Origin of the sequence: Paludisphaera soli (assembly GCF_011064595.1) — a bacterium.
Classification (GTDB): domain Bacteria; phylum Planctomycetota; class Planctomycetia; order Isosphaerales; family Isosphaeraceae; genus Paludisphaera; species Paludisphaera soli.
This window is the reverse complement of the sequence record NZ_JAALJI010000019.1, coordinates 1-26,014: the sequence shown is the minus strand read 5'-3', so window position 1 is coordinate 26,014 and position 26,014 is coordinate 1. Positions and strand designations below refer to the sequence as shown.

Sequence of the window (26,014 nt, the reverse complement as noted above, 5' to 3'; positions counted from 1 at the left end):
AGTCCGAAGGAGGACGGTTTCGGGCCCCCGAACCGCGCGATTCCGCGGGCCGGAAGGTCGGCCGTCGCGCCCCCTCGGCGTTGATCGGGGAAACTTCCATCCGAAGCCAAGGCCCGCCGGGGATCCGCTCCGGCCCGAGTCGAAGGCCCCGCCTCGACGGCCCGACGGTTGGCTTCGATTGGGTTCGTTCGCGCGCCTCCTAGAGGTCGTTTTGTCACCGTAAACCCATGAATAATAACAGCTTAGGATTCAGAGAAAAATTGGCTTCGTTCGGCGCGCTTCGGGCGCGATTCGCCCGCTCGCGAGTGGGCCCTTCCGACCCCTCGCCCGACGAGCCCGCCGGCCGCGGACGGAGCCCGCCAGGTTGAGTATGGATCACGACCGCGACTCCAGGAACGAAGAACCCCCGCGACGGCCTCGGCGGGGAGGGCGGCGCGGGGGTTCCTGGTTCGCCCGGGTGGAGCCGAGGTCCGGGGTCAGGGGGCGGCCTCGGCCTTGACCTTCACGTCGATGTCGTGGACGGGGTTGGGCTCGTCGACGACCTCTCGGTCCTCGGTGTACTCGATCGGGTCGTTCTTGGAGACGCCCTTCTTCTTCGCCGGGGCCGGGGCCGACAGCGAGGCCATGAAAGCGTCTTCCTGGAAGGCGGGATCGGTACTCGCCCCCGGGGCGCCGAGACGGGTCACGACGGCCTTGTACTTGCCGACCGCCGCGCCGGGTACGTCCCGGGTCATCAGGGTGTACTTGCCACTGGAGTCGGTCATGCCCTCGGCGGTGAGGGATCCGTCGGAGCCTTCGGGGAGGAACATCACCGAGACGTCGGCCAGGGGCTCGCTGTTCAGGGTGATGGTGCCGGTGACGGGGACGAACTTGGGGCCGGAGCCGCAGCCCGAGGCGGCGATCAGGGCCCAGGCGAACGCGAGCGTCGGGACTCGTTTCATCGGCGTCGATCCATTCCTGCTGGGGAGCCAAGGGAAGAACCCGGCCGGCCGGACGCTCCGCACCGAGGGGCCGGACCGGCCCGGGTTCGTCGGAGAGGTCCGGGTCAGAGCGAGTCGGCGCTGACGACCTCGCCGGCGCCGATGGTCTGGATGCCGTGCCAGGCGGCCGCGTCGATCGAGTTCTTGATGAACTTGACCGAGCCGTCGGCGAAGGCCACGTTGACGCCGCCGGGGTGCCGGCTGCTGTTCGTCCAGGCGTAGCCGAGCCGCTTGGGGTTGTTGGCCACGGAGACCTGGGTCGTCAGCGCCACGCCGTTCGGCATGGTGCCGGGCCACGAGGTGGTGGACTTCGGGTAGACCAGGGCATGGGTCGAGGTCCAGACGCCCTGGCCCCAGTAGGGGCCGTACGCCGCGCTGGTCTTCTCCTTCCGAGACTCCAGCACGAGGGTGGTGTTGCTGGTGCCGTCGGTGATGTTCGCCAGCTTCGTCGAGCCGTCGTTGAACGAGAAGACGCCGCCGTCGCGGGGGCGGGTGGTGTGCGAGCGGCCGTTGCCGTTCTCGTAATAGATGGCGGCGGGCAGGGCGTAGTTGCAGCGCTGCGAGAGGAAGCCGTTGTAGGCGCCGTTGGTCGTCGCGGCCGTCGGGTTGTAGGGCTGGACCATGTCGTCCGAGGGGCAGTTGTAGGCCGAGAGGATCGACGTGGTGACCGTGGTGTTGGCCAGGTACGAGGACGGCCCCCCCACCGGGGTCAGGTTCACGGTGTTGGTCGCCGGGCACGACGGCAGGCTGTAGTTGTACGCGTTGGCCATCGCCGTCTGTTCGAGCTGCGGCAGGATCAGGACGAAGGCGGTGGTGTTGAGCACCAGGCCCTGGCCGCCGGCGTCGTTGGTGAGCGTGATGCCGGACGTGGCCGACCAGAGCTTGGCCGGCGGGAACGAGCCGTGGGCCGACTCGTAGTTGTGCATCGCCAGGCCGATCTGCTTCAGGTTGTTCGTGCACTGCGAGCGGCGGGCGGCCTCGCGGGCCGACTGCACCGCGGGGAGGAGGAGGGCGATCAACACCGCGATGATGGCGATGACGACGAGCAGCTCGATCAGCGTGAACCCGCGACGAGGCTCGCTTCGGTGCGTGGTGGCCATGGAAAGATACTCCTCCGCAAGTCGTCCGAGTGGGAGGCGGACGGCCGGCGAATCACGTCACGAGGGGGAACGAGGACGCAAGGATTCGAGGCGAGGGACGGAGAGGTGCACTCACCATAGGAGCCTCCCCAGGATGCGACAATTCAATTTTCGGCATTCCATTTCTAAGATCCGGCCCGGCCGTCGATGCCGTCGGAGACTTCGCGGCAGGTCGGTGTGACCCGGCGGCCGCGAGCGGCTATACTGGCCTCTCACGATCCGAAGAATTCGCGGTCCGGGAGGCCCAGGTGGAAGGCGATGCTCCGATGAAGGTCCGGCTCGACAAGATCGTGGCCGAGCGTTTCCAGCTCTCTCGACGCGCCGCGCGCGAGGCGGTCGAGCGCGGCCAGGTCGACGTCGGGGGCGTGCGCCGGGTCGACCCGGCCGAGGAAGTCGGCCCCGACGACGAGCTGTCGTTCCACCCCAACCGGCCCCGGGCCGACCTGGCCGAGCGTCGGCTGACCGTGCTGTACGAGGACCGCGACGTCCTCGTCATCGACAAGCCCCCCGGGCTCCTCGTCCAGCCCACGGAGCTTCGCGAACGCGACACCCTGCTGGAACGAGCCGGGCGGTATCAGATCCACAAGCGGGGGGTCAAGAAGCCCTACGTCGGGATCGTCCACCGGATCGACCAGCTCACGTCCGGGGTGATCCTGCTGGTGACCTCGCCGCGCGCCCTGCGGCCGTTCCAGGAGCTGTTCCGCACCCACACGATCGAGCGCGACTACCTCGCGGTGGTGGAAGGGGTGTTCATCACCCCCGAGGGACGCATCGACATCCCCCTGGTGGACGACGCCGGCGACAACCGCCGGGGGGTCTCGCGCGAGCCCGGCGTCGGCATCCCGGCGACGACCCACTTCCGCGTGATCGAGAGCTACGGGACCGTCGCCAGCCTGGTCGCCGTGCGGCTGGAGACCGGCCGGACGCACCAGATCCGCATCCACCTCGCGGCGCTCGAGCATACGGTCGTCGGCGACCCGGTCTACGGCCGTCGGGGCCGGCCGAAGTTCCCGATCCGGTTCCATCGCCAGGCGCTGCATGCCGCGTCCCTGGGCTTCATCCACCCCCTCTCCGGCCAGCCCATCCGCGTCGAGGCCCCGGTCCCGAAGGATTTCACCACCCTGACCGACCAGTTGAAGCACGATTACGGCGTGGTGAAGGTCGCCGATCAGGGCTGACGGGCCTTCTTGCCTTCCCCCACGAGGGGGGAAGGACGATCGGCCATGGCTTTCTCGATCCAGCCTCCGGCCGCGTTCACAATGGGCAACGGCCTCGTCGGGTCATTGCGGCGGGGGGAATTCGCCGGTGTCGACGACGGTGGAGCGCTCGGCCTGGGCGGGCTGGGCCTGGACCTCGCGGACGCCCAGGAACTCGGCGGGGGGGATGTGGTAGCCGGCGACGATCAGGGTGACGTTGTCCTTGCCGCCGGCGTCGAGGGCCTTCTCCAGCAGGAGGTCGACGGCCTGCTGGGAGGTCTCGCCGCGGGCCAGGATCGCGGCCACGCCGGCGTCGTCCACCATGTCGGTGAGGCCGTCGCTGCAGACGAGGAGGCGGTCCCCGTCCTCCAGGCGGCTCCAGCGGACGTCGGCCCGGATCTTGCCGCGGTGGCCGCCGAGGTAGTTGGTCAGGGTGTTGCGCCGGGCGTGGGTGCGGACCTCGTCGGGCTTGATCTGGCCGGCGTCGGCCAGGGCCTGGGCGACTGTGTGGTCGTGCGTGAGCTGGATCAGCTCGCCGCGCCGGAAGAGGTAGGCGCGGGAGTCGCCGACGTGGATGAGGAACAGGTGCGCGCCCACGCTGTAGGCGAGCGTCAGCGTGGTCCCCATGCCGAAGAGGCGGCGGTCGGCGTCGCTCTTGTGGGTGAGGCGGAGGTCGATCTCCTGGAAGTACAGGCTCATCCGATTGAGCAGGTCGCGGGCCTCGCGCTCGTTGATCTTGAAGCCCCACTTCACCGACTTGTCCGCCAGGCGGACGCCGGTGCTGATCGCCAGCATGCTGGCCACGTCGCCGGCGTTCATGCCCCCCATGCCGTCGGCGACGACCATCGAGTAGGCGTCCTCGCCGATCTCGTCGGGCAGCTCGCCGGCGGGCAGGTTGTTCAGAAGGACGTCGATGCGTCGCGAGGCCTTGGCGACCATGTAGTGGTCTTCGTTCCGGGACCTCACCTTGCCCGGGTGCGAGGTCGCCGCCAGGTCCACCCGCACCTTGGTGCTGGAGGCCTCCCGCGCGGCCGGTCGCGCGGACGAGGAGCTGAGCGGACTGACCAGGAACTCGTAATGCGAGGTCTCGAACTTCACCGGCATCGCGGTCATGGTCGTCGCTCCCGTGCGGGCGGCTGGCTCTCTCCGGATCACGTCCCCGCGGGCTTGCGTGCCGCACGTCGGTCCGCCCAGCATACGCCAAGCAATTCCCGGGCCGCACGCGAAATCCGCGGGAAGCTCGGGCTCGCTCAGTCGGCGGCCCGCCCCCCAGCGCGGGGTCGGGCGGGGGCGTGCCGCGAGGGCTCCGGGCGATGGGCCTTGCGGTAGGCCCCCGGGGTCGCGCCGAAGGCCTTGCGGAAGGCGGCGACGAGGTACTCGACGTGGGCGAAGCCGACGCGCTCGGCGACGGCGTGCAGGGGGAGCTCGGTCTCGACGAGCAGCCGCTTGACCCGGTCCATCCGCATCCCGGCGATGGCGTCGTGGATCGTCCGACCGGTCGAGGCGCGGAACCGGCGGTGGAGCGAGCTGCGGGAGATCCCGGCGTGCCGCACCACGTCGTCCAGGCGGATGCCCCGGCAGGCGTGCTCGCGGATGAACCGCATGGCGTCGGCGACGATCGGGTCGGGGATCGCCGTCACGTCGCTGGACTGGCGGACCGAGATCCCCAGCGGCGGGACCAGCAGCGAGCGGGGCGGGGGGGCCCCGCCGGCCAGGACGCCGTCGAGCAGGCGGGCGGCCTCGTAGCCGATCCGCCGGCAGTCCGGGATGATGCTGGAGAGCGAGGGCTGGGCCAGCTCGCAGGCGAGGATCTCGTCGTCCACGCCGATCACGGCGACCTCCTCGGGGACGGCCACGTCGGCCCGCCGGCAGGCGTCGAGCGCCTGGACGCCCCGGAAGTCGTTGCAGGCCATCAGCCCCATCGGCTTCGGCAGGCCGTCGATCCAGCGCGCCACGCGGTCGATCTCGGCCTCCCAGGCGGGCATCTGGTGCCCCCAGGAGACCGCGTGGGCCGGCTCGTACTCCTCGCAAGAGAACCCGGCGGCGGCGACGGCGCGGCGGAAGGCCTCCAGCCGCAGCCGCGACCACTCGAACTGGGGGTAGCCGAAGAAGCCGAACCGCGTGAACCCGCGCTCGATCAGGTGCGCGGCGGCCATGGCGCCGATGGCGAGCTGGTCGCTTCGCACGGTGGGGAGCCCGGAGCGCGGCTCCTGGTCGTCGAGGTCGATGGTGGGGATGCCCGTGCGGCGGATCAGCTCGGAGAACTGGGGGTAGAGCGTGGTGATGATGCCGTCGCCGTCCCAGTCCTCCAGCCAGGGGGGGGCCGGGTCCTGCATCGACCGAGGTTCGAAGAAGACCGTCCAGGGCCCGTTCTCGCGGACGTACTGGACGGTGCCGTGGAGGATCTCGCGGCCGTAGGCCATCGAGGTCTCGATGATGAACGCGACGTGCGGGGGCCCGGCGCGGCGGCGGCGTCGTCGTGATGGCATGGCGGGCCCGTCGGGTGGTCCGTCTCGGAGTGGCGTCGGCTTATGCTACCGGCCGGAAGTGCGGCGGTCCAGCGTCCACCGGGGCGGAGCGATTCCTCCATCCGCGACGGCGGGCGGCGTCGAGGGGGGCTTCGTCGGGGCGGTCGGGCCGGGCTCCCCCGCGCGGTCCGGGGCGCCGCCGCGAGGTGCGGGCGTGGCCCCGAGGCTGCGGCGCGAAGGCCGTCGGTGTCTCTCGGCGGGGCCGCACCGCTTCGGGGACCGGGACGACGCGACGGGCCGGGCTGACACGATTCCTTAATCAGGATTGCATAAAAGCTCAATTCCATTCGTGCTCGACGATTGTTTAACTTCTTCGGAACGGCGAGTCGCCGAGCCGACGCGCCCCATCCTCTCCGACGCGCCACCCGGCCCTCCCGCCGCCGCGGGCGCGACGACGCGTTCGCTACGACCGTCCTTGCCGACCCCCTTGCACGTCCCAGGTCCCGAGGAGTCACGACCAATGCGCCGGAGCCGTGGATTCACCCTGATCGAGCTGCTGGTGGTCATCGCGATCATCGCCGTCCTCATCGCGCTCTTGCTGCCGGCCGTGCAGTCGGCGCGGGAGGCGGCCCGACGCGCCCAGTGCGTCAACAACCTGAAGCAGCTGGGGCTGGCCGCCCAGAACTACATCTCGACGTATGACGTGATGCCGATGCAGTGCAATTATCCGACGTCGGAGATCCAGGATTCGGGCTTCTCCTGGGCCTGGACGGTGGCGATCCTGCCGCAGATCGAGCAGAACGCGCTCTTCGACTCGATGAACTTCATGCAGGGCAACTACGGCCTGCAGATCACGACGGCGGGCTACACGCAGGTGGCGGCCTTGCTCTGCCCGTCGGAGTCGATCGGCCAGCGGCCGGGCTACCCGTGGGCGACGTGCAGCTACGTGGGCAACTACGGCGGCCCCGGCCAGATCCAGGCCTACAGCGGGACGATCGTGCCGCCCAAGGACCTGAAGCTCAACGGCGGGATCGGCACGAACGGCTGGGGGGGCGGCTCGGGGATGGTCCGAATCTCGTCGATCACCGACGGGACGTCGAACACCGCGGCGTTCAGCGAGCACCTGATCGGCCTGGGGATCGCCCCGGGGGTCGCGGCGATGACGCCCGGCCACAAGGACGCGAAGCGGGTGATCTTCCCGGGGACGGATAGCTCGGGGGTCGGCACCGGGGCCGACGGCGCGCTGCGGATGGCTCAGGCCTGCCAGGCCCTGCCCATGACGACCACGGCCAACGCGACGGCCTCGGCCTACCTCGGCTTCAACTGGCTCCTGGGGTACCCGACCCACGTCTGCCTGGTGAACTACATGCACGTCGCCCGGCCGAACAGCCTGCAGTGCGGCAACGCCGGCGACATCCCGTACGTCCAGTTCGTCGGCCCGACGGGCTCGGCGGCGGCGAGCAGCAACCACGCCGGCGGCGTGAACGTGGCCCTGGCCGACGGCTCCGTCCGATTCATCAAGGACTCGATCAGCTTGCCGGCCTGGTGGGCGCTCGGCAGCCGCAACGGCGGCGAGGTCCTCAGCGCCGACTCCTACTGACGAACCGCCGCTTCGACGCTCAACGGAGAGTTCCCATGAAGAGGACGACCCCCAGGACGACGAAGTCGCGAGCGACGGCCCCCCTCGCGGCGGCGCTGATCGCCGCCCTGCTGGCCGCCGGCTGCGGGTCGGAGGACCGGCTGGCCGGCACCCCCACCAACCTGCCCCCCGGGACGATGCCGGCGGCTCCCCCGCTGGAGCAGTCGCCGATGGACCTGGCGAAGACCGCCAAGGTAAAAGGGAAGGCGAAGGCCCGGCCCTGACGTTCCGTCCCGAGACCTCCTCTCCCGCGGCGCGCCGGCCGCCCGGCGCGCCGCCTTTCCACGAGACGATTTCCGCAACCGGGAGACACCGCGACGATGCAACGGACATTCTTGAGCCTCGCGCTCGGCCTGTCGCTGACGACGGCCTCGGCGACGCTTCCCGCCGCGGCCCTCGCCGGCGAGCTGATGGTCGGCGCGGCCGCCGCGAACCTGACGGCCGACGACTCGATGGTGATCGGCGGCGGGATCGGCCCCGGCAAGGCGACCGGCCAGGAGGGCGAGCTGCGGGCCTCGGCCGTCGTGATCCAGGACCCCCAGGGGGCCAAGGCCGCCCTGGTGGAGCTGGACGTCCTGATGATCGAGCGCGACGTGCTCGACGACGCCGCCCGGCGGATCGAGGCGGCGACCGGCGTCCCGTTCGACAACGTCCTGATCAACGCCACCCACACCCACCACGCGCCGACGACCTGCTCGATCCACGGCTACCGCCGCGAGGAGGCGTTCACCAAGCACGCCGGCGATAAGGCCGTCGAGGCGGCCGTCGCGGCGAACGCCCGGCTGGCGCCGGCGACGATGTCGTTCCGGCTGGGCGAGGAGTCGTCGGTCGGCCGCAACAGCCGGCTGCTGCTCTCCAACGGGATGATCTACTGGACCGGCGCCACCGACGACTTCGTCCGCCCCACCGGCCCGTTCGACCCCGAGCTGCCGGTCTGGGCGTTCCGCCGGCCGGATGGTTCGCTCGAGGCGCTGATGTTCAACCACTCCACCCACACGATCGGCTCCCGCACGCCCGGCGTCCGCTCGCCCAGCTTCTACGGCCTGGCCGCCCAGGAGCTGGAGAAGGAGCTGGGGGGGACGACCCTCTTCTTCGAAGGGGCGTCCGGCTCCACTCATAACCTGGAGCTGAAGGCCGACGAGATGATCATCCGCATGAAGGCGGCGGTCGTCGCCGCGCTGGCCAAGGCCGAGCCCCGGCCTGTCGACCGCGTGAAGGGGATCCGCAAGGAGATCACCGTCAAGGTCCGCGACTTCGACGACGCCAAGGACGACGCGGCGGTCGTCGCCTACGAGGCGTACAAGCTGAAGGACCACCCCCAGATCGCCCAGTTCGTCGTCGACGTCTTCCGCGACATGCGCAAGGAGCTGGCCCCCCGCAAGGGCGAGGAGCGCAAGACCTGGGTCCAGGCTATCCGCATCGGCGACACCGCCGTGGTGGGCGTCCCGGCCGAGTTCTTCACCGTGCTGGGCCAGGACATCAAGCGCCGGAGCCCGTTCCGCGACACCTTCGTCTTCGAGCTGGCCAACGACTACATCGGCTACGTCCCCGACCGCAAGGGGTTCGAGCTGGGCGGCTACCAGACCTGGACCGGCCTCCACAGCTATACCTCGCCCGGCGTCGGCGAGCAGATCGTCGACGAGGCTTTGGGCCTGCTCAAGACCCTGCATGATGACGCGACGAACCCCTGATCGATGAGCCTCCTCGTCTTCCCTTCTCCCCTTGAGGGAGAAGGTGGCCGGGACGGCCGGATGAGGGGTCGACCCACCAGGCCGCTCGGGATGCGGGCCGACGAGCCGTCCAACAGCCGCCGGACGTCGACCCCGCATCCGCCCCTGCGGGGCACCTTCTCACTCAAGGGGAGAAGGGAATCAAGCCTCCGCTTTCGAGACGCAGTCGAAACCCGCCCCGAAGGACTCCGCATGCCGAACATCCCCCCCCTCTCGCGGCGGATCGGCGCCGTGTGGCTCGCCGCAACGCTCTGGACCGGCGCATCCCTCGCCGCCGATCCCGCGCCGGGGCCGCTCCCGCCCGAACAGGCGAAGGCGACGCTCCGGCTGATCGACCCCGAGCTGACGATCGAGCTGGTCGCGTCCGAGCCTGACGTCTGCAGCCCGGTCGCGGCGGCCTGGGACGAGGACGGCCGGCTGTTCGTCGCCGAGATGCTCGACTATCCCGTCGGCCCCGCCTCGGGCAAGGTGCGGCTGCTGGAGGACCGCGACGGCGACGGCCGATACGAGCGCGCCTCGACGTTCGCCGAGGGCCTGAACTTCCCCAACGGCGTCCTCCCCTGGAACGGCGGCGTGCTCGTCACCGCAGCGCCCGACATCCTGTTCCTCAAGGACGAGGACGGCGACGGCGTCGCCGACGTGCGCAAGGTCGTGCTCACCGGGTTCGCCGAGGGGAACACGCAACTCCGCGTCAACGGCCTGACCTGGGGCTCCGACAACTGGGTCTACGGCGCGAACGGCCGCAGCGACGGCGCGGTGCGACGGCCCGAGGATCCCGAGTCGGCCGTCGTCCCCCTGCGTTTCCACGACTTTCGCTTCCGCCCCGACACCGGCGCGGTCGAGGTCGTCTCGGGCTTCAGCCAGTTCGGCCTCCCGCGCGACGACTGGGGCCGGCGTTTCCCCTCGTGGAACACCATGCCCATCCGCCACGTCGTCCTGGAGGAGAAGGCCCTCGCCCGCAACCCGTACCTGGCGGAGTCGGCGTCGGTGGCGACGATCCTCGACCCCGCCGACGGCGGCCGCGTCTTCCCGATCAGCCCGCCGCCGACCACGTTCAACCGCGAGTCCACCACCTACTTCAACGCGAGCTGCGGCCCCACGATCTACCGCGGCGACCTGCTGGGCGACGGCTACGTCGGGAACGCGTTCTTCGGCGAATCGCTCACGAATCTCGTCCAGCGCCGAATCCTGGAGCACCAGGGGCCGACGTTCCTCGCTCGCCGCGCCGAGGCCGACCGCGAGTTCCTCGCCTCCACCGATCCGTTCTTCCGACCGGTGAACACCGCCACGGGGCCCGACGGCGCCCTCTACGTCGTCGACTTCTACCGCGAGATGGTGGAGCACCCGGCGTTCGTCCCGGCCGACGTCCGCGACTCGATCGAATTCAAGCGCTGGATGAACCGGGGTCGGATCTGGCGGATCGCTCGCAAGGGCGCCAAAACGGCCCCGCCTCCGCGCCTGGGCGGCGCGTCCGCCGAGGCGCTGGCCGCCCTGCTGGAAAACCCCAACGGCTGGCGTCGCGACGCGGCCCAGCGGCTGCTCGTCACCCGGGGCGACAGGGCCGCGGTCCCGGCCCTGGCGGCGCTGGCGAAGGCGTCCGCCAGGCCCCTCGGCCGGATCCATGCGGCCTGGACGCTCGACGGCCTCGGCGCGCTCGACGACGCGACCGTCGCCGGCTTGCTGGCCGACCCCTCGGCCGACGTCCGCGAGGCCGCCGCCAAGCTCGCCGCCGGCCGACCCGACCTGCTCAACGCGGTCGCGACCCTGGCGGATGACGGCGAGCCGCGGGTCCGCTTCCAGGCGGCGATCGTCCTGGGCGATTCGAGCGCCCCGGCCGCCGTCGAGTCGCTGGCGAAGGTCGCCGCCCGCGACGCCGAGGACGAGTGGACGCGTCTGGCCGTGCTGAGCGGCCTCCGCGACACCGCCTCGCCGTTCCTCGCGTCGCTGCTCAAGGCGCATCCCGAATGGCTCGCGACCGCGACGCCGGGCCAGGCCCGCCTCCTCGGGGCGACGGCCTCGATCCTGGGCGTGCGGGCGAACCCCGACGAGCTGAAGGCCCTGTCCGCCGCGCTCCGGCCTCCCGCCGCCGGCGAGGGCTCGGCCGGCCGCCTCGCTCTCCTGCTGGGCCTGTCCGACGGCCTCGCCCGCGCCGGCAAGCCGCCGCGCGAGCTGGCCGGCGAGGCGGGCTTCGAAGGCCTCGCCGTCTTGCTCGATCGCGCCGGCGAGACGGTCGCCGCGACCGACGCCGAGGCGGCCGACCGCGCCCGGGCGTTGACCCTGCTGTCGCGGTTCCGCCCCGACGCCGCCGCCGAGTTCGTGCCGACGCTCCTGGGGGCCGACCAGCCCCCGGCGGTGCAGGCGGCCGCGGCCGACGCGATCGCCGAGGTCGCCTCGGCGCCGCTGGCGGGGCGGATCTTCGAGTCCTGGGAGTCGATCGCGATCGCCCCCCGACGCGCCGTGCTCGCCGCGATGGTCCGCTCGGCCCCGCTGGCCGGAGGGCTCGTCGAGGCGATCGAGGACGACGTGGTGGGCCTTTCCGAGCTGACCCCCGCCGAGCGCGAGTCGCTCCGGTCGTCGTCCGACCCCGAGGTCGCCCGGCGCGTCTCGGCCCTTCTGGAATCGCGGACGCCCCGCGACCGCGCCGAGGTCGTGGCGAAGTTCCAGTCGGCCCTCGCGCTCGAAGGCGACGTCGCGCGGGGCCGCGAGCTGTTCGTCAAGAACTGCCGGACCTGCCACCAGCACCGGGGCGACGGCTACAAGGTCGGCCCCGACCTCTCGGGGGTGGCCAGCCGGCCCGCGTCGGCCCTTTTGAAGGACGTGCTCGACCCCAACGCCGACGTCTCGCCCGACTTCGTCGCCTTCACGGTCCTGACCAAACGCGGCCAGACGCTCTCGGGCCTGCTCGCCGAGGAGACCGCCGCCAGCCTGAAGCTCCGCGGGGCCGAGGGGATCGAGCAATCCATCCTCCGCACCGAGATCGAGGCCGTCCGCCGCAGCGGCCGCTCCCTCATGCCCGAGGGCTTCGAAGACGCCCTGGGCGAGCAGGGCCTTGCCGACTTAATCGCGTTCCTCCGCCAGCCGTGACGGCACGAGTGAGCACCTGAAAATCCTTCCCCCCTGGCGGGGGAAGGTGGCCGAAGGCCGGATGAGGGGGAAGACGAGCACGGAAACCGACCGGAGAATCAAGCGGGCGGGAAGCTGCCAATCGCCCTTCCCCCACCGGGGGGGAAGGGAAGAAGGGATCGCCGTCGTCGCTCGTCCGCCTTGGTGCTCCCCATCCGGCCCTGACTCGCCGGCGTTCGCGACTCGATCGCCCGGCGCGCCTGGCTCGTTTAGCATGTGCCTTGAGTCCCGACATCACCAACCCCAACTCGATTCCTCCCGAAGGCGGTGACCGATGCTCCTCTCAATCCCCTGTCTGGCCCTGGCCTCGGCCCTCGCGCTGGCGGCGCCCCCGGATTCGTCGGACGGCGGCTGGACGCCGCTGTTCAACGGCAAGGACCTGGACGGCTGGTACACGTTCCTCCAGGAGCACGGCCGGAACTCCGACCCCGACGGGATCATCACCATCGAGGACGGCGCGATCCACCTGTACAAGAACTTCGAGGACAAGGCCAAGGTGGTGATGGGCTACATCGGCACCGAGCAGGAGCACGGCGACTACCACCTGCGGCTCCAGTACAAGTGGGGCGACAAGAAGTTCGAGCCCCGCTACGCCCTCAAGAAGGACGCTGGTCTGTACTACCACATCACCGGCCCCGACGCCGTCTGGCCCCGGTCGCTCCAGTATCAGATCGAGGAGACCAACGTCGGTGACCTGATCGCCCTCTTCGGCATGCAGCTCGACACCGCCATCGACCCCAAGACCCGCGACGCCAAATCGCCCGACTATCCGACGTTCCTCCCCGTCGACCGCGGAGGCGAGCCCAAGGTCCTCGGCCTGAAGGGGATCGACTACCAGCATCGGCTGGCCGAGGTCCCCGAGCGCGACGGCTGGAACGACGTGGAGATCATCTGCAAAGGGGCCGAGGTCACCCACCTGCTCAACGGCCAGGTCGTCAACCACGGGACCGCCGTCCGCTTCGACGACCCCGCGAAGCCCGGCGACCCGAAGCCGCTGACCAAGGGCCGGATAGCGCTGGAAATCGAGGCCGCCGAAATCTGGTTCCGCAACGTCGAGATCCGTCCGGCGCGATGAGGTCCGCCGCCCGAGTTCGCAGGCTACCCCGTTCAGCCGGCCCGGATGCTCGTTATGATGACCAGGGTCGATTGACCATGATCTTCGGACGAGTTCAGGGGAGCAGACGCATGCACGACGATCGAACGAGCGGGGTCGCGGAGATCGAGGCCGGTGGCGTCTCGCGGCGAGGCTTCGCGGTCACGACGCTGGCCGTGGGGTTCGCGGCGGCCGTCCAGCCGGTCTCGGCGCAGACCATCACGACGGACACCGAGGGGCTGGAGGCGGGAGACGTCGAGATCCCGACCTCCGACGGCAAGATCCCCGGCTACCGCGCCATGCCGGCGGGCGCGGGCCCGTTCCCGGTCGTCCTGGTGGTCCAGGAGATCTTCGGCGTCCACGAGCACATCAAGGACATCTGCCGGCGGCTGGCCAAGCTCGGCTACTTCGCGATCGCCCCCGAGCTGTACTTCCGCCAGGGGGACGTCTCGAAGGAGGGGGAGTTCCGCGAGATCATCCGCAAGGTCGTCTCCAAGGTTCCCGACGCCCAGGTCATGTCCGACCTGGACGCCGCCGTGGCCTTCGCCAAGGCGTCCAAGGGGGACGTGTCGAAGCTGGCGATCACCGGCTTCTGCTGGGGCGGCCGGATCGTCTGGCTGTACGCCGCGCACAACCCGGACCTCAAGGCGGGCGTCGCCTGGTACGGCCGGGTCGTGGGGGACAAGGACGAGCTGCACCCGAAGAACCCGATCGACGTGGCGGCCGAGCTGAAGGCCCCCGTCCTGGGCCTCTACGGCGAGGCCGACGGCGGCATCCCCGTCGCCAGCCTGGAGCAGATGCGCGAGGCCGCTAAGGCGAGCGGCAAGGAAGTCGAGATCCACGTCTACCCCGGTGCCCCCCACGCCTTCCACGCCGACTACCGCCCCAGCTACCGCAAGGCCGACGCCCAGAACGGCTGGGAACGCCTGCTCGCCTGGTTCGCGAAGCACGGCGTCTCGCCCGCGAAGGCCTGAGCCCCGAACCGGTCGAGAGTCGCCGGGCCCCCTCCTCACGGGGCCCGGCGTCCGGCCGATTAGAGCCGGGGGTCCACCGGCTCGCTCTCCAGGGCGAGGACCCCGAAGACGCACTCGTGGACCCGTCGCAGGGGCTCGCCCCGGACGAACCGCTCCAGGGCCTCGACCCCCAGCGCGAACTCGCCGAGCGCCAGCGACCGCTTGCGGCCCAGGCCCCGCGACCGCAGCCGCGACAGGTTCGCCTCGGCCGTGTACTCGGGCCCGTAGATGATACGCAGGTACTCCCGGCCCCGGCACTTCACCGCCGGCTGCGCCAGGCCCTTCGCCCCCTTGAGCAGGAAGGGGAGCGGCTTGACGACCATCCCCTCGCCGCCGCGCCCGGTCAGCTCCTCCCACCAGGCGATCCCCTCGGCCTCGCTCGCCGGATCGGTCACGTCGACGATCCGGTAGGGCGTCGCGCGGAGCAGTTCCGGGTCGGCCCGGCAGACCTCGGCCAGCGTCTCCATGTGCCAGGCGTGGTCCTTGTCGACGTGCGTGCGGCCCTCGGTGGCGAGCAGGTGGAACGGGGCGAGCTTGTAGTCTTCCAGCCCCGCCACCGGCCAGCAGTAGCGGCGATACGAGGCCACGAACCGGCCGACCTCGTCGGCCCGGCGATGGACCGTCGACTCGGCCTCGCGGAGCTTCGCCAACTCGTCCCCCTCCAGCCGCCGCGAGGCCCGTTCGAGCGCCTCGGCCGCGCGCGGGAGGGCCGCCGACCCCGCCGCGCCGACGGCCGCGTACTGGGACCGCAGCAGCTCGCGAGCCTTGGCCGACCAGGGCATCAGCTCGCAGTCCAGAAGCGCCCAGTTCGTCTCCAGTCGGCCCCAGACCTCGGCCGAGGTGAGCGCCTCGCGGACGCGGTCCAGGAACCGCCGCTCCAGGTCGGCGTCGTTGAAGAACCGACGCCCGGTGCGGGTGACGACCACGCCCAGCTCGCCGGTATCCACGCCGAACCGCTCGCGCGCGACGGCCTCGTCGCGGCAGGCGACGACCACGGCTCGCGAGCCCATGTGCTTCTCCTGGCAGACGACCCTCGGCGCCCCCTGGGTGCGGTAGTACGCGAAGGCCTCGGCCGGGTGCTCCAGCAGGCCGGCCTCGCGGCTGGTCTCGGTCGGCGACATCGTCGGCGGCAGGTAGATCAGCCAGCGCGGATCGACGGCGAACCGGCTCATGACCTCCAGGGCCGCGGCGGCGTTCTCCTCGCGGATCGTGACGTTCCCGCGAAGCCGGGTGGGGATGATCCGCTTGCCGATCACGTCCTCCAGGTCGAGCGTCCGGTCGTGCTCCTGCTGCGCCGAGGGGGCCGGGGACTCGGCCTCGACCGGCAGGAACGGCCGGGACGGTTCGCGATAGACGCGCGCGGCGGGGACGGAGACGAACGCGCGCTCGGGCCAGCGCAGGGCCGTGAGCGCGCCGCCGAAGACGCAGCCGGTGTCGATGTTCACGGTGCGGTTGAGCCACTCGGGCGCGGGGACGGGCGTGTGGCCGTAGACGACGGCCGCCTTGCCGCGATACTCGGCCGTCCAGTTCACGCGGACGGGGAGCCCGAACTCGTCGGTCTCCCCCGTCGTCTCGCCGTAGAGGGCGAAGTCGCGGACGCGACCGGAGCCCCGGCCCTGCATCTCCGCCTTCATCCCGGCGTGCGCGACCACCAGCTCGCCGCCGTCGAGGACGTAGTGGCTCACCAGGCCGTCGAGGAACTCGGCCAGCTCGCGGACGAACGGCTCGCGCGTTTCGGCGGGCAGGGCGTCGATCTCGGCCAGCGTCTCGGCCAGGCCGTGCGTGACCTGCACGTCCTTCCCGCGCAGCTTCTTCAGCAGCTTCATGTCGTGGTTGCCCGGCACGCAGAGGGCCGAGCCGTGCTTGACCATCGTGGCCGCGATGCGGAGCACGTCGACCACGCGCGGTCCGCGATCCACCAGGTCGCCCACGAAGACCGCCCTGCGGCCCTCGGGGTGCGTGTAGAGCGGCCCGGAGAGGAGGGGGGACGTCCCCGGTTCGACGGGCGAGGGCTCGTAGCCCAGCCGGGCCAGCAGCGCCTCCAGTTCGTCGCCGCAGCCGTGGACGTCGCCGATCAGGTCGAACGGACCATGATCGTCGGTGCGGTCGTTCCAGAGCGGGGTGCGGACGATCTCGGCCGCGTCGACCTCCTCGGGCGTGCGCAGGACGTAGACGTGGCGGAAGCCCTCCTTGCGGAGCCCCCGGAACGAGCGCCGGAGCTGCGACGCCTGGTTGCGCACGACGTGCGGTCCGAACGCGCGGTCGTCGCGGCCTCGGTTGCGTTCGTGGCAGACAGACTCCGGCACGTCGAGCACGATCGCGACCGGCAGGCAGTGATACTTCCTCGCCAGCTCCACGAGCGGCCGACGCGACTCGGGCTGGACGTTGGTCGCGTCCACGACCGTCAGCTTCCCGCGCGCCAGCCGCTTCGCCGCGACGTAATGCAGCACGTCGAACGCGTCGTTCGTCGCCTCCTGATCGTTCTCGTCGTCCGACACCATCCCCCGGCAGGCGTCCGACGAAAGCACCTCCGTCGCCGCGAAACACCGCCTCGCGAACGTACTCTTCCCCGACCCGCTGGGGCCGACCAGGACGACGAGGGAGAGCTTGGGGATGGACAGGGTCATGCGAAACTCTCGATCCATAATTTCCATCCCCCACCAGGGGGGAAGGCGAATCCGGCATCTCTTCATGCTGACGGGCAGGTCGATCCGGTTCGAGCCTTCAGCCGTCGGCATTCTCGTCGAATCTTCGGGTCCGCCCGTCGGCGTCGAACCGGGCCTCCTCGACCATCCAGGCCGGCATCAGGCCGCGTTCGTGGAGAAGGGCGACGAACCCCTCGCGGCAGAAACTGCACGGCGTCGAGGCGTAGCCGACGAGGGCCAAAGGGAGCGCATCGGCTTCTGGGTTGGCCTCCAGGATTCGACGCACGTCCTGGAACAGCCAGTGACGCTCGGCCTCGTCCTCGGGCGGATCGATGGATTCGAGGATCAACCGTTCGTCGCCGGGGCGAAAATGATGGATCAGCAGCTCCACGACGGCCGCGCCTCCGGGCCCGCCCGCGATCTCCGCCAGGGCGAATTCCCGCACGGCCGGGTCGTCGACCTTCGCCAGCGCCTGGATCGTGGGGTTCCTGATGGCCGGGTCCGCATCCAGGCAGAGCGGCAGCAGCCGAGGGTCGAACCGCGGAAAGCCGGGCCGGTAGAAAACCCTCGCCAGACGCGCCTGGAACCTCCGGTCGGTGGATTCCAGGAGCCGGGTGAAGACCGCTTCCCTTCCATCCGAGTCGGCGAAGCTCCCCCAACCCTGGAACTAGAAGTAAAGGCGGCTCTCCGTCGACTCGGCCGCCTCCAGGACGGCCTCCACCGCGATCGACCGCATCCGCTCCCGATAGGGTGGCTCGGCCGCATGTTCCGCCGCTTCGGCCTCCTCGTGGCGACGCCGTCGCTCCTCGAACGCAGCAACCAACGCATCGCCCGACTCGCGCAGAAGGCGATCCCGTCGTTCCTCGCCGAGGATCTCGCCAGAATGGCGGATGAACGAGTCGTCGCTCCATTGCCAGCCACGATGCCGCAGCGACTCCCCCCGGAGCCGCGCCAAAAGCAGGAACGCCGGCTCCCCGTCAAGATCGAGGACCTCGTCCTCGACCAGGAGCCAGCCCTCGTCATCGGGGCCGGCCTCCACGATCCGGTAGAGCGATGAGCGGAACGCGTCGTCGCCCGCTTTCGCGTAGGCGAAGGCCAGCTCGCAGAGTTGCCCGGCGTTCGCGTCATCGCGCTCATCCAGGGCTCGCAGGATCGGCACGCGGAAGCGGCCCATCGCGTCGGCGGCGCGGACGATCTCCGCGAGCCATCGTCCGCGCGTCCCTTCGAGCTGCCGGTCGAACCGAAAGTCGGTCAGGCAGGCCTCCAGCAAAGGCCCGTCCTCCAGCTTCCCGACCTCGGCCCACATCCGCGCGCGGCCGAAGCCCTTGCGCAGGGCGTCGCGCTGCTGGTCGAGGGTGGGGGAGGCCGGAGGCGAGAAGTCGACGATCCGCATGCGGGGCTCCGGGATTCGGTCAGGGCAGGGGGGCGACGCAGCGGAAGCCCAGGCAGCGGCCCCGAGCCGAGGGGGGGCGGCCGCGGCGGGCGGAGCTTCGGCAGAGGGAGGCGGGGCCGACCCAGCTCCCCCCGCGCTCGGCGCGGACGCCGGTCGGCGTCCGGTTCGCGGGGTTCGGCGCGGAGGCTTCGGGGCGGCCGGGGAAATCGGCCGCGTACCAGTCGCGGCACCAATGCCAGACGTTCCCCGCCATGTGCCGGGCCCCGAACGGCGAGACGCCCAGGTCGACGTTCACGTCGGCCATCGGCAGGGTCGCGGGGACGTACGACGCCCCCCTGCGGTGCCGGCCGAACTGCAACAGCTCCGGCGAGGGAGACGCCTCGCCCCAGGGAAAGGTTCGCCGCGAGGCGCCCCGCGAGGCGTACTCCCACTGGGCCTCCGTCGGCAGGAAGCCCTCGGGGTCTCCCGCCCCGCCGCCGTAGCGTCGCCAGTCGCAGCCCAGGGCCCATAGCGAATACGCGTTCGCGCCGAACCACGAGACCAGGATCATCGGCTTGCGGTCGACGCCCGGCAGGGGACGCCAGGTCGACCCCTCGCGCCGGACGAGATGGTGCTCGTCGCGGTCGTCGTCCGGGTGCAGGACGAACCAGTCCGCGAGCACGTCGGGCCCGACCTCGCCGATCGAGTTCAGGAACCGGCAGTAGGCGGTCGTCGAGACCGGCTCGGCGTCGATCACGAAGGCGTCGATCTCCACCCGCCGCACGGGCCGCTCGTCGCGAGGGGCGTCCGGGTTCTCATCGCCAAGTTCCGCGACGGCCGACGGGATCGGCAGGCATCGCATGCCATCGGTCCGACGGCGGTAACTCATCACGGCCCCGTCGGCGATCGGGACCTCCCACACGGGCGACCGGCCCTCCCAGCGGCCACCGAGCTGCGTGAAGCCCGCGATCGTCGTGTGCGCATCACCCTCGCCGTCCCGGCCCCGATCGCTCCTGGGGGCCCCGGACCCCTGCACGAGGTAGACCAGCTCGGCCAGGTCGGCGAGCCGGAAGTCCGGGCGGGTGAACACGGCCTTGAACACTGGGTCCGCCGATCGATCCGGCAGGGTCACGTCGAACGCCTCCTCCACCTCCATGAACAGCTCGACCAGGTCCAGGCTGTCGACGTGGAGGTCCTGCACGATCCGCAGCCCCGGCGCGAGCTTCGCGCGCGGGATGCTGAGCTGCTCCGAGGCCACGTCGCAGACGCGGCGTTCGATCTCTTCGAGTCCCAGTCTCTCGATGGTCGCCATCGTCCCCTCCTCGTCCCCGATCGTCGCGAACCACATCCAAGAGGACGCACGCCCATCCTACCGACGGCCGCGACGGGGCCGACGCCCTGGGCGATTCGGGAGAGCCTGCGTCCTCAACCCGGGGTGCAGGCCCGGATCGCATCCTCAAGCCCCCTGGGGTCCGCATCCCACCTCCCGCGCAGCGCGAGCAACAGGGGGTGGAGTTCGGGCTCGGCGATCAGGGCGGCGGCCTCGACGTGGAGGATCATCGGCCGTCCCGAGGTCAGTTCGTCGCGGATGCACGGCAGGGCGCGACGATCGCCTCGGCGGGCCAAGCCGACGACCGCTTCGGCTTGCGTCTCCTCGTCCTCGTCGGCGAGACGCGCGGCCAGGGCCTCGCGGATCGCGGGCGTGTCGTCGTCAATTTGACTTCCCAGCGCGAAAGTGGCCCAATCGCGGACGTGGGGCTCCGGGTCGCGCGAGAGTTCGATCAGGGATTCGATCGCCCGAGGGTCGGACAGGCCCATCAGCGCGTGGACCACCGCATCTCGCACCTCCGGGTCGGGATGCGCGCTCCGATCGGCGGCGGCGGAGACGGCCTCGGCCGACCAGGCCTGGTGCCCCAACGCGGCGAGGATCGCCTGCAGTGCGCCCGCGTCCGTCTCTTGCTCCAGCATCTCGAGCAAGGCGCGAAGGCGCCTTCCCGACTCCGACGGCTCCGGGAGCGTCAGCTTCCCGAGGACGTCGGCCCCGCGAGCGCGTTCGAACGGACAGGCACCGGCGCAGAGCGAGAGCGCGCGGTCCAGGACCTCGCGCGTCCCGATCTCGTGGAGCGCCATCACGGCGTCCCAGGCGAGAATCTCGTCGGGCTCGACGAGGGCCGCGTTGAACAGGTCGTCGACGGATCGCGGGTCGTCCTTCGGGTCGATCGATTCAAGATCCACGGGTGAACACCCCCATCTGGGTCGGCGGGCCGAGGGCGGCGTCTTCGGGGCCGACGGCGACGAAACGGACGGAGTATCCGTGGCGGACGGCGACGGCCTCGGCCCAGGCGCGGAACTCGGTGCGGGTCCATTCGAAGCGGTGGTCGGGGTGGCGGAGGCGGTCGGGGCCGAGGTTCTCCCAGGTGGCGTTGTACTCGCGGTTCGGGGTCGTCAGGACGACCGTCGCCGGCCGGGCGGACGCGAACAGCGCGTTCTCGAAGGCGGCGAGCCGGGGCGGGTCCAGGTGCTCGACGACCTCGACGACGGCCGCGGCGTCGTAGCCTTCCAGGCGGCGGTCGCGGTAGGTCAGCGAGCCCTGCATCAGCTTGATTCGCGCGGCCTGACGCTCGGGGAGGCGGTCCAGGTGGAGGCGGTCGCGGGCCGTTTCGAGCGTCCGCATCGCCACGTCCACGCCGACGATCTCGGCGAACTGCGGGTCCTTGAGCAGGAGCCGGAGCAGCTTGCCCTCGCCGCAGCCGAGGTCCAGGACGCGCCGGGCCCCGGAGGCGCGGAGGGCCGCCAGCACCGCTCCCAGGCGCTGGTCGTTGAGGCTCATGGGCCTCTCGACCGCCTCCTCGACGCGCGCGGCCGCTTCCTCGCCGTCGGCCTCGACGGCCTCGGGCTGCTCGGGGGCGAGCCGGGCGAGGGCCTGGCGGTAGAGGCCGGCCCCGCGCCGGAGGTAACGGCGGGCGATCTCATCCTTCTCCGGGTGGTCCGCGAGCCAGCCGGCCCCCTTGTCCAGCAGCTTCTCCAGCTCGTCGGGGCCGACGTAGTAATGCTTGGCGTCGTCGAAGACCGGGATCAGGACGTAAAGATGCGTCAGCAGGCTCGCCAGGGTCGTCTCGGCGGCGATCGTGACGGCGAAGTACGGGCTCTCCCCCCAGTCGGGGAACTGCTCGTCGAGCGGCACGCGGTCGGCGTCGACGCGGTAACCGAGCGGCTCGAACACGGCGCGGAGGAACGCCTCGCCGCCCCGGACCGGCAGCACGTCGATCCGGGCCTCGAAGGGGAGGGGGGTCGACGCCAGTTCGGGCCGGTCCTTGCAACGCCCCTGCATGGCCGAGCCGTAGACCTGCGCGATCGCCGTGCTCAGGAGCGACGACGCCGCATAGGGCCGGTCGTTGACGTAGCGATCGAGCATCCCCTCGCCGCTCCCCCGGCCGCGCACCAGGCCCACCGGGTCCACGTCCAGCATCAGGCAGGCGGAGCAGCGATCCGCGCCCGCCTCCGGGTAGAACACCCGAGCGTGCCCGAAGCTCAGGTCATAGCCCTGGAACCGCCCGGGATGCTTGTGCAGCAGATAGCCCAGGTCGTCGGCCGGCCTCCTCGTGGTCGTGATCGTCAGCAGCATCGCTCGGCCCCTCCGATGGTCTCGGCTCGCCCTCCGGGCCTGGAGGACACGGCGACGGTCGCTCGGGTTCGTTCGGAATCGTGTAAGAAAGCGCGTCGGCTTGCGTTAAAAACGCCTGGACGGCCGTTCGAGTCCCCATCGCGGACGCCGAGGAGGGAGCGCCCGCGGTCCACCGCGAGGTGACATCATGCCCCATGTGAACATCCCACGCCAGGAAGACGCCCCGGCCGATGCCGTCGTCGGCCAGCCGGAGCCCGTCCCGGAGGGGCCGTTCGGCTTCGCCGAGCTGAGGCGAGCGGAGGCCCGAGAGATCGCCGAACGTCGCGAGGAACTCGGCTACAGGGAAGGCGAGGCGCAGCTGGCGGGGCTGAGCTTCTCCGGCGGGGGGGTCCGCTCGGCCTGCTTCAGCCTGGGGCTGCTGGAGGGGCTGGACCAGCTCCCTTATTCGCCGCCGCCCGAGAAGCTGAAGCCCCCGGGCGAGGCGGACGGGGATCGGAGGCACCTGGAGTACTTCGACTACGTCTCCAGCGTGTCGGGCGGGAGCTATGCGGCGGGGCACCTGGCGACGTCGATGCTCCCCGGCGGCTCGGAGTGGTTCGGCAAGGTCTCGCTGACCTCGAAGACGGTTCCGGGGTGGCTCTGGGGGGTGGGAGTCTGGTTCCTGGGGGTGGCCTTCCAGCTCGTGAAGACGGGCTCGCTCCTGATCGCGGCGCTCGCCCTGACCGCCTTCGTGATGCGGATGCTCGACGCCCCGGACGCGAACATCTTCTGGTACGCGATGGGCCTGGGCACCGACGTCTCCCGGGGCTTCGCGCCCTTCTGGATCACGCTGGGGACCTTCCTCGCGGGCTACTGGATCGACACGACGTCGCGATGGAGGAAGTATCTGACCTACCTCTGGTTCGCCGGATCGATCCTCGCCGTGGCCTGGTACACCTGCCTCATCTGGCTCAATCGAGGGGAGTACCCCAGCATGGTGGGGACCCTGAGCTTCCTCCCCCAGTTCCTGCTGCTCCTGTTGCCGATCGCCGTGATCCTGACGGTCTGCGTGGTCCTCTTGCTGGGCCGGCCGCTCCGATGGCTCGCGGCCGCGATCGGCCTCCGCTCGCTCCTGAGGCGCGGCTTCGATCGGCTTGGGAGGGCCCTGGAGCGGCGATTCGCGGACGGGCCTCGGCCGGGCTGGGCCCGGATCGGCCTGGGCTGGATCGCTCGGCTGTGGAACCAGCCGGAGCGGTCGCCCTTGCGGAGTTCGCTGCTGATCCCGCCGCTGGTGGCCCTCTTCTGCTTCGCGGGCCTGGTGGCCACCGGGGACGTGGGGCTGAACACGGTGAGCTCCGACCCCGATCAGCTGGAGAAACTCGCGGAGCGTTCGCGATGGCTCGGCGAGCAGGGGGACCGCCTCTATACCCTGGCCTGGATCGCCCTCGGGGTGGTCTCGCTGGGCTTCCTGTTCCCCAAGGACCTCTTCCGCAGCGTCCGGCGGGTCGAGGAGGCCTCGGAGCAGCGGGGCGGGCGGGCGTCGTTGCGGGAGAGCCTCGGGTGGGAGCCGGTCTTCCGGGTCGTGATCTTCCTGTGCAGCTACGGCTTCGTCCTCCTGCTGATCTTCGTGCTGTTCAGCACGGTCGCGCGGGAGAACGTCTCGGGATATCTCAGTTGGCGGAAAGACCTGAAATCCGCGGCCTTCCACCCTTCCGACCTCCGCGACTCCGAACGGTTCTGGGAGAAGGTCGCCCGCGACGCGGCGTCGAGCGCCGAGATGAACCCCTGGCAGCCGCTGGCGAAGCAGCTCACGGACGCCAGGAAGCAGGTATATCCCTGGGAGCGCGAGCGACTCGACCTCGCCGAGATCCACCTGCTGGAGTCCCTCCCTTGGGTCCAGCGCGTGGCCGGCGGCGTCCTCGGCGTCGGGGCGCCGGAATCGTGGCGGGCCGAGGCGGGCGGGGCGTTCGGTCCGGGATCGGTCGAGGCTCCCGAGGGGCCGCCGCCGGAGGAGATCTCCGTCATGGCCGGCTTTGGGGGGCGGACGGGGCGTTCCTGGTGGACGGAACGGTGGCAGGCGTTCCGTAACATCGACTGGTGGGGACGGCTCGCCGCCGGCTGGAAGGCGATCCGGGGACTCGACGTGAAGCGGGCCGTCGCGGCCCGGTTGGAGGCCATCTTCGAGCCCCCCGCCGCGCGGCTCTACCGCCTGCTGCACGATCGCGACAGGCTGGAGGGCCGGTACGTGCAACGGATCTCCGATGACGTCCTCTCCCGGCCGAACCTCTGGGAGTCCATCCCCGACGCCGCCGCCTCCCACGACGCCGGGACGCCGCAAGAGGTCAAGGACCGTTACGAGACGCTCGACCGGGATTATCGCCGGCAGGCCGCGAGCCTCGCCGCGCTCGGGCCCGAGGCCCTCGCGAAGCCCGCCGCGCAGGCGGCCCTGCGGAACAACAACCGGCTGGCCCTGCAGCTCTACGCGCGCGGCCAGGTCCGCGACCGAGGCCAGCATACGGTCTTCGCCTCGATCGTCTGGCGGGAGGACCAGTGGGCGCGGCTCTGGATCTTCGCCTTCGCAGCCGCCATCTGGCTGATCACCTGCGCCGTCGACGTGAACGCCTTCGCGCTCCAGAAGTTCTACCGGGACCACGTCATCGACTGCTGGGTGGGCATCCGGCGGGAGGCCAAGACGGAGCGCTGGCTGTATCAGACGGGCCGCACCTACCGGGGCTGCCGCCCGTCGGAGGACGGCCCCGGGGCGTCCGGCCCCCGACGGGCGCCCCTGCTGCTCATCAATGCCACGCTGGAGGGGAACCGATCGCTCGGCGTGGAGCCCAACCTCCCGGAGAACATCTTCACGTTCTCGCCCCTCTCGGCGGGCTCGGGCTTCACCGGCCACTGGATCCGCGGCCGCGACCGCGAGTCCTTCGCCCGGCGGAACCACATGGACATCGGCAACATCGTGGCGACCTCGGGGGCGTTCCTCGCCCCCGGCACCATCGCCAACCCGGCCCTCTCGGCCGTGCTCCACCTGCTCAACATCCAGACCGGCTACTGGGTCCGCGACCCGAAGCGGTTCGAAGCGCGGTCCCCGGCGGAGAGCCTGCTCTTCCACCTGTACCAGTCGCTGGGGGTCGACGGCGAGGGGGACTGCCGGTTCATGCTCACCGACGGCGCGCACGTGGAGAACCTGGGCCTCTACGTCCTGCTCCAGCGTCGATGCGCCCTGATCGTGGCGTCGGACTGCGGGCAGGAGGAGCGGGGGGCGGCGGCCGAGCGGCGGTTCGACGCCCTCATCCAGGTTCTCCAGCAGGCGGGGGTCGACGGCGTCCAGGTCGGGCCCTTCCTGAGCTCGACGGCCTACCGGGCCTGGCTCGACGATCGGTCGGTGGCCGCGTGCGGCTGCCCGGAGACCGATTGCCAGCGCTCCGGCGGGGTGGGCCTGGACCTCGTCCTGCCAAGCGACGCCCCGAACGACGCGTGCGCGATACCCGCCGGCCGGTCCAGCCCGGCCTCCCCCGAGTCGCCCCATGCCAACGGCAACGGCGACGGCCACGCCGCCCACGTCAACGGCGACGGCCACACCCCGAGGTCGAAGGCGAGAGCCGAGGCCCCCGGCGACTTCGCCCGGGAGCACTTCGTCTTCGCGCAACTCCTGTATCCGGGCGGGCGGAAGGGGCTTTTGGTCTACCTGCGGCCCACGCTCACCGGCGACGAGGGGGACGGGCTGCTGCTCGCGGCCCGATCGTCGGCCTTCCCCGACGACGACCCGGTCGACCAGTTCTACACCCCCGCCAAGATGAGCCTCTACCGGCTCCTCGGCCGCCACATCGCCACCGAGTTGGCCCACGACCCGGTCATGCGGGCGGCCCTGCACCAGGTCGTCCAGGGCCGGGACGTCGACGGCCGACCCGCCGCCGACGTGCCGACGTGCGACTGCTGCGCCGGGGGACCGGCGTCGAGGTGCTTGTGGAGCCAGCCTCGCCCCTTCCGCTCAGGTGCCCCGACT

The 26,014-nt window shown here is 71.0% G+C and carries 17 protein-coding genes and 1 pseudogene; 8 read left to right on the top strand and 10 right to left on the bottom strand.

Annotation, left to right across the window (positions count from 1 at the left end; genetic code table 11):
- Positions 1-476 precede the first annotated feature (476 nt).
- Positions 477-941: a carboxypeptidase-like regulatory domain-containing protein gene (locus tag G6O68_RS21190; protein ID WP_165250649.1), complete on the bottom strand. Its 465-nt coding sequence runs from the start codon at positions 939-941 to the stop codon at positions 477-479.
- A 104-nt stretch (positions 942-1,045) separates the two neighbouring features.
- Positions 1,046-2,080: a DUF1559 domain-containing protein gene (locus G6O68_RS21185; protein WP_165250648.1), complete on the bottom strand. Its 1,035-nt coding sequence runs from the start codon at positions 2,078-2,080 to the stop codon at positions 1,046-1,048.
- Between the two features lie 305 nt (positions 2,081-2,385).
- Here G6O68_RS21185 and G6O68_RS21180 point away from each other — a divergent pair, with 305 nt between their 5' ends.
- The gene (locus tag G6O68_RS21180; protein ID WP_165250647.1) at positions 2,386-3,297 is read left to right on the top strand and encodes an RluA family pseudouridine synthase; all 912 of its coding nucleotides are present in this window, start codon (positions 2,386-2,388) and stop codon (positions 3,295-3,297) included.
- 102 nt (positions 3,298-3,399) lie between these two features.
- Here G6O68_RS21180 and G6O68_RS21175 read toward each other — a convergent pair whose 3' ends face one another.
- Both G6O68_RS21175 and G6O68_RS21170 read right to left on the bottom strand, forming a co-directional pair.
- Positions 3,400-4,428 (bottom strand): PP2C family protein-serine/threonine phosphatase, encoded by a 1,029-nt coding sequence (locus G6O68_RS21175; RefSeq protein ID WP_165250646.1) that lies wholly within the window; start codon positions 4,426-4,428, stop codon positions 3,400-3,402.
- A 137-nt stretch (positions 4,429-4,565) separates the two neighbouring features.
- Positions 4,566-5,804 (bottom strand): XylR family transcriptional regulator, encoded by a 1,239-nt coding sequence (locus G6O68_RS21170; RefSeq protein ID WP_165250645.1) that lies wholly within the window; start codon positions 5,802-5,804, stop codon positions 4,566-4,568.
- A gap of 499 nt (positions 5,805-6,303) precedes the next feature.
- Here G6O68_RS21170 and G6O68_RS21165 point away from each other — a divergent pair, with 499 nt between their 5' ends.
- The 6 genes from G6O68_RS21165 (at position 6,304) to G6O68_RS21140 (ending at position 14,342) form a co-directional block, all read left to right on the top strand.
- Positions 6,304-7,383 (top strand): DUF1559 family PulG-like putative transporter, encoded by a 1,080-nt coding sequence (locus tag G6O68_RS21165; RefSeq protein WP_165250644.1) that lies wholly within the window; start codon positions 6,304-6,306, stop codon positions 7,381-7,383.
- A gap of 35 nt (positions 7,384-7,418) precedes the next feature.
- Positions 7,419-7,646, top strand: coding sequence for a hypothetical protein (locus tag G6O68_RS21160; protein ID WP_165250643.1), 228 nt, complete (start codon positions 7,419-7,421; stop codon positions 7,644-7,646).
- A 96-nt stretch (positions 7,647-7,742) separates the two neighbouring features.
- Complete coding sequence (locus G6O68_RS21155) at positions 7,743-9,113, top strand: hypothetical protein (RefSeq protein ID WP_240911422.1); 1,371 nt, start codon at positions 7,743-7,745, stop codon at positions 9,111-9,113.
- A 231-nt stretch (positions 9,114-9,344) separates the two neighbouring features.
- Positions 9,345-12,236: a PVC-type heme-binding CxxCH protein gene (locus tag G6O68_RS21150; RefSeq protein WP_165250642.1), complete on the top strand. Its 2,892-nt coding sequence runs from the start codon at positions 9,345-9,347 to the stop codon at positions 12,234-12,236.
- 313 nt (positions 12,237-12,549) lie between these two features.
- Positions 12,550-13,350 carry a 3-keto-disaccharide hydrolase gene (locus G6O68_RS21145; RefSeq protein ID WP_165250641.1) on the top strand — a complete coding sequence of 267 codons (801 nt, stop codon included), beginning with the start codon at positions 12,550-12,552 and terminating at the stop codon, positions 13,348-13,350.
- A gap of 110 nt (positions 13,351-13,460) precedes the next feature.
- Positions 13,461-14,342 carry a dienelactone hydrolase family protein gene (locus tag G6O68_RS21140; protein WP_165250640.1) on the top strand — a complete coding sequence of 294 codons (882 nt, stop codon included), beginning with the start codon at positions 13,461-13,463 and terminating at the stop codon, positions 14,340-14,342.
- Between the two features lie 59 nt (positions 14,343-14,401).
- Here G6O68_RS21140 and G6O68_RS21135 read toward each other — a convergent pair whose 3' ends face one another.
- From G6O68_RS21135 to G6O68_RS21110, 6 genes are all read right to left on the bottom strand, one after another.
- Complete coding sequence (locus G6O68_RS21135) at positions 14,402-17,008, bottom strand: polynucleotide kinase-phosphatase (protein ID WP_165250639.1); 2,607 nt, start codon at positions 17,006-17,008, stop codon at positions 14,402-14,404.
- Between the two features lie 97 nt (positions 17,009-17,105).
- Positions 17,106-17,471, bottom strand: a complete 366-nt coding sequence (locus tag G6O68_RS21130) for a hypothetical protein (protein ID WP_165250638.1) — start codon at positions 17,469-17,471, stop codon at positions 17,106-17,108.
- A 222-nt stretch (positions 17,472-17,693) separates the two neighbouring features.
- On the bottom strand, positions 17,694-18,419 hold the full coding sequence (locus G6O68_RS21125; RefSeq protein WP_165250637.1) for a hypothetical protein: 726 nt from the start codon (positions 18,417-18,419) through the stop codon (positions 17,694-17,696).
- 19 nt (positions 18,420-18,438) lie between these two features.
- Positions 18,439-19,710 (bottom strand): SUMF1/EgtB/PvdO family nonheme iron enzyme, encoded by a 1,272-nt coding sequence (locus tag G6O68_RS21120; protein ID WP_165250636.1) that lies wholly within the window; start codon positions 19,708-19,710, stop codon positions 18,439-18,441.
- A 113-nt stretch (positions 19,711-19,823) separates the two neighbouring features.
- On the bottom strand, positions 19,824-20,633 hold the full coding sequence (locus G6O68_RS21115) for a HEAT repeat domain-containing protein (RefSeq protein WP_240911421.1): 810 nt from the start codon (positions 20,631-20,633) through the stop codon (positions 19,824-19,826).
- Complete coding sequence (locus G6O68_RS21110; RefSeq protein WP_165250635.1) at positions 20,623-22,023, bottom strand: 3' terminal RNA ribose 2'-O-methyltransferase Hen1; 1,401 nt, start codon at positions 22,021-22,023, stop codon at positions 20,623-20,625. The genes G6O68_RS21115 and G6O68_RS21110 overlap by 11 nt, the downstream gene beginning before the upstream one ends.
- 187 nt (positions 22,024-22,210) lie before the next feature.
- Here G6O68_RS21110 and G6O68_RS21105 point away from each other — a divergent pair.
- Positions 22,211-26,014 (top strand): annotated as a pseudogene (locus tag G6O68_RS21105) (patatin-like phospholipase family protein); the annotation flags it as partial.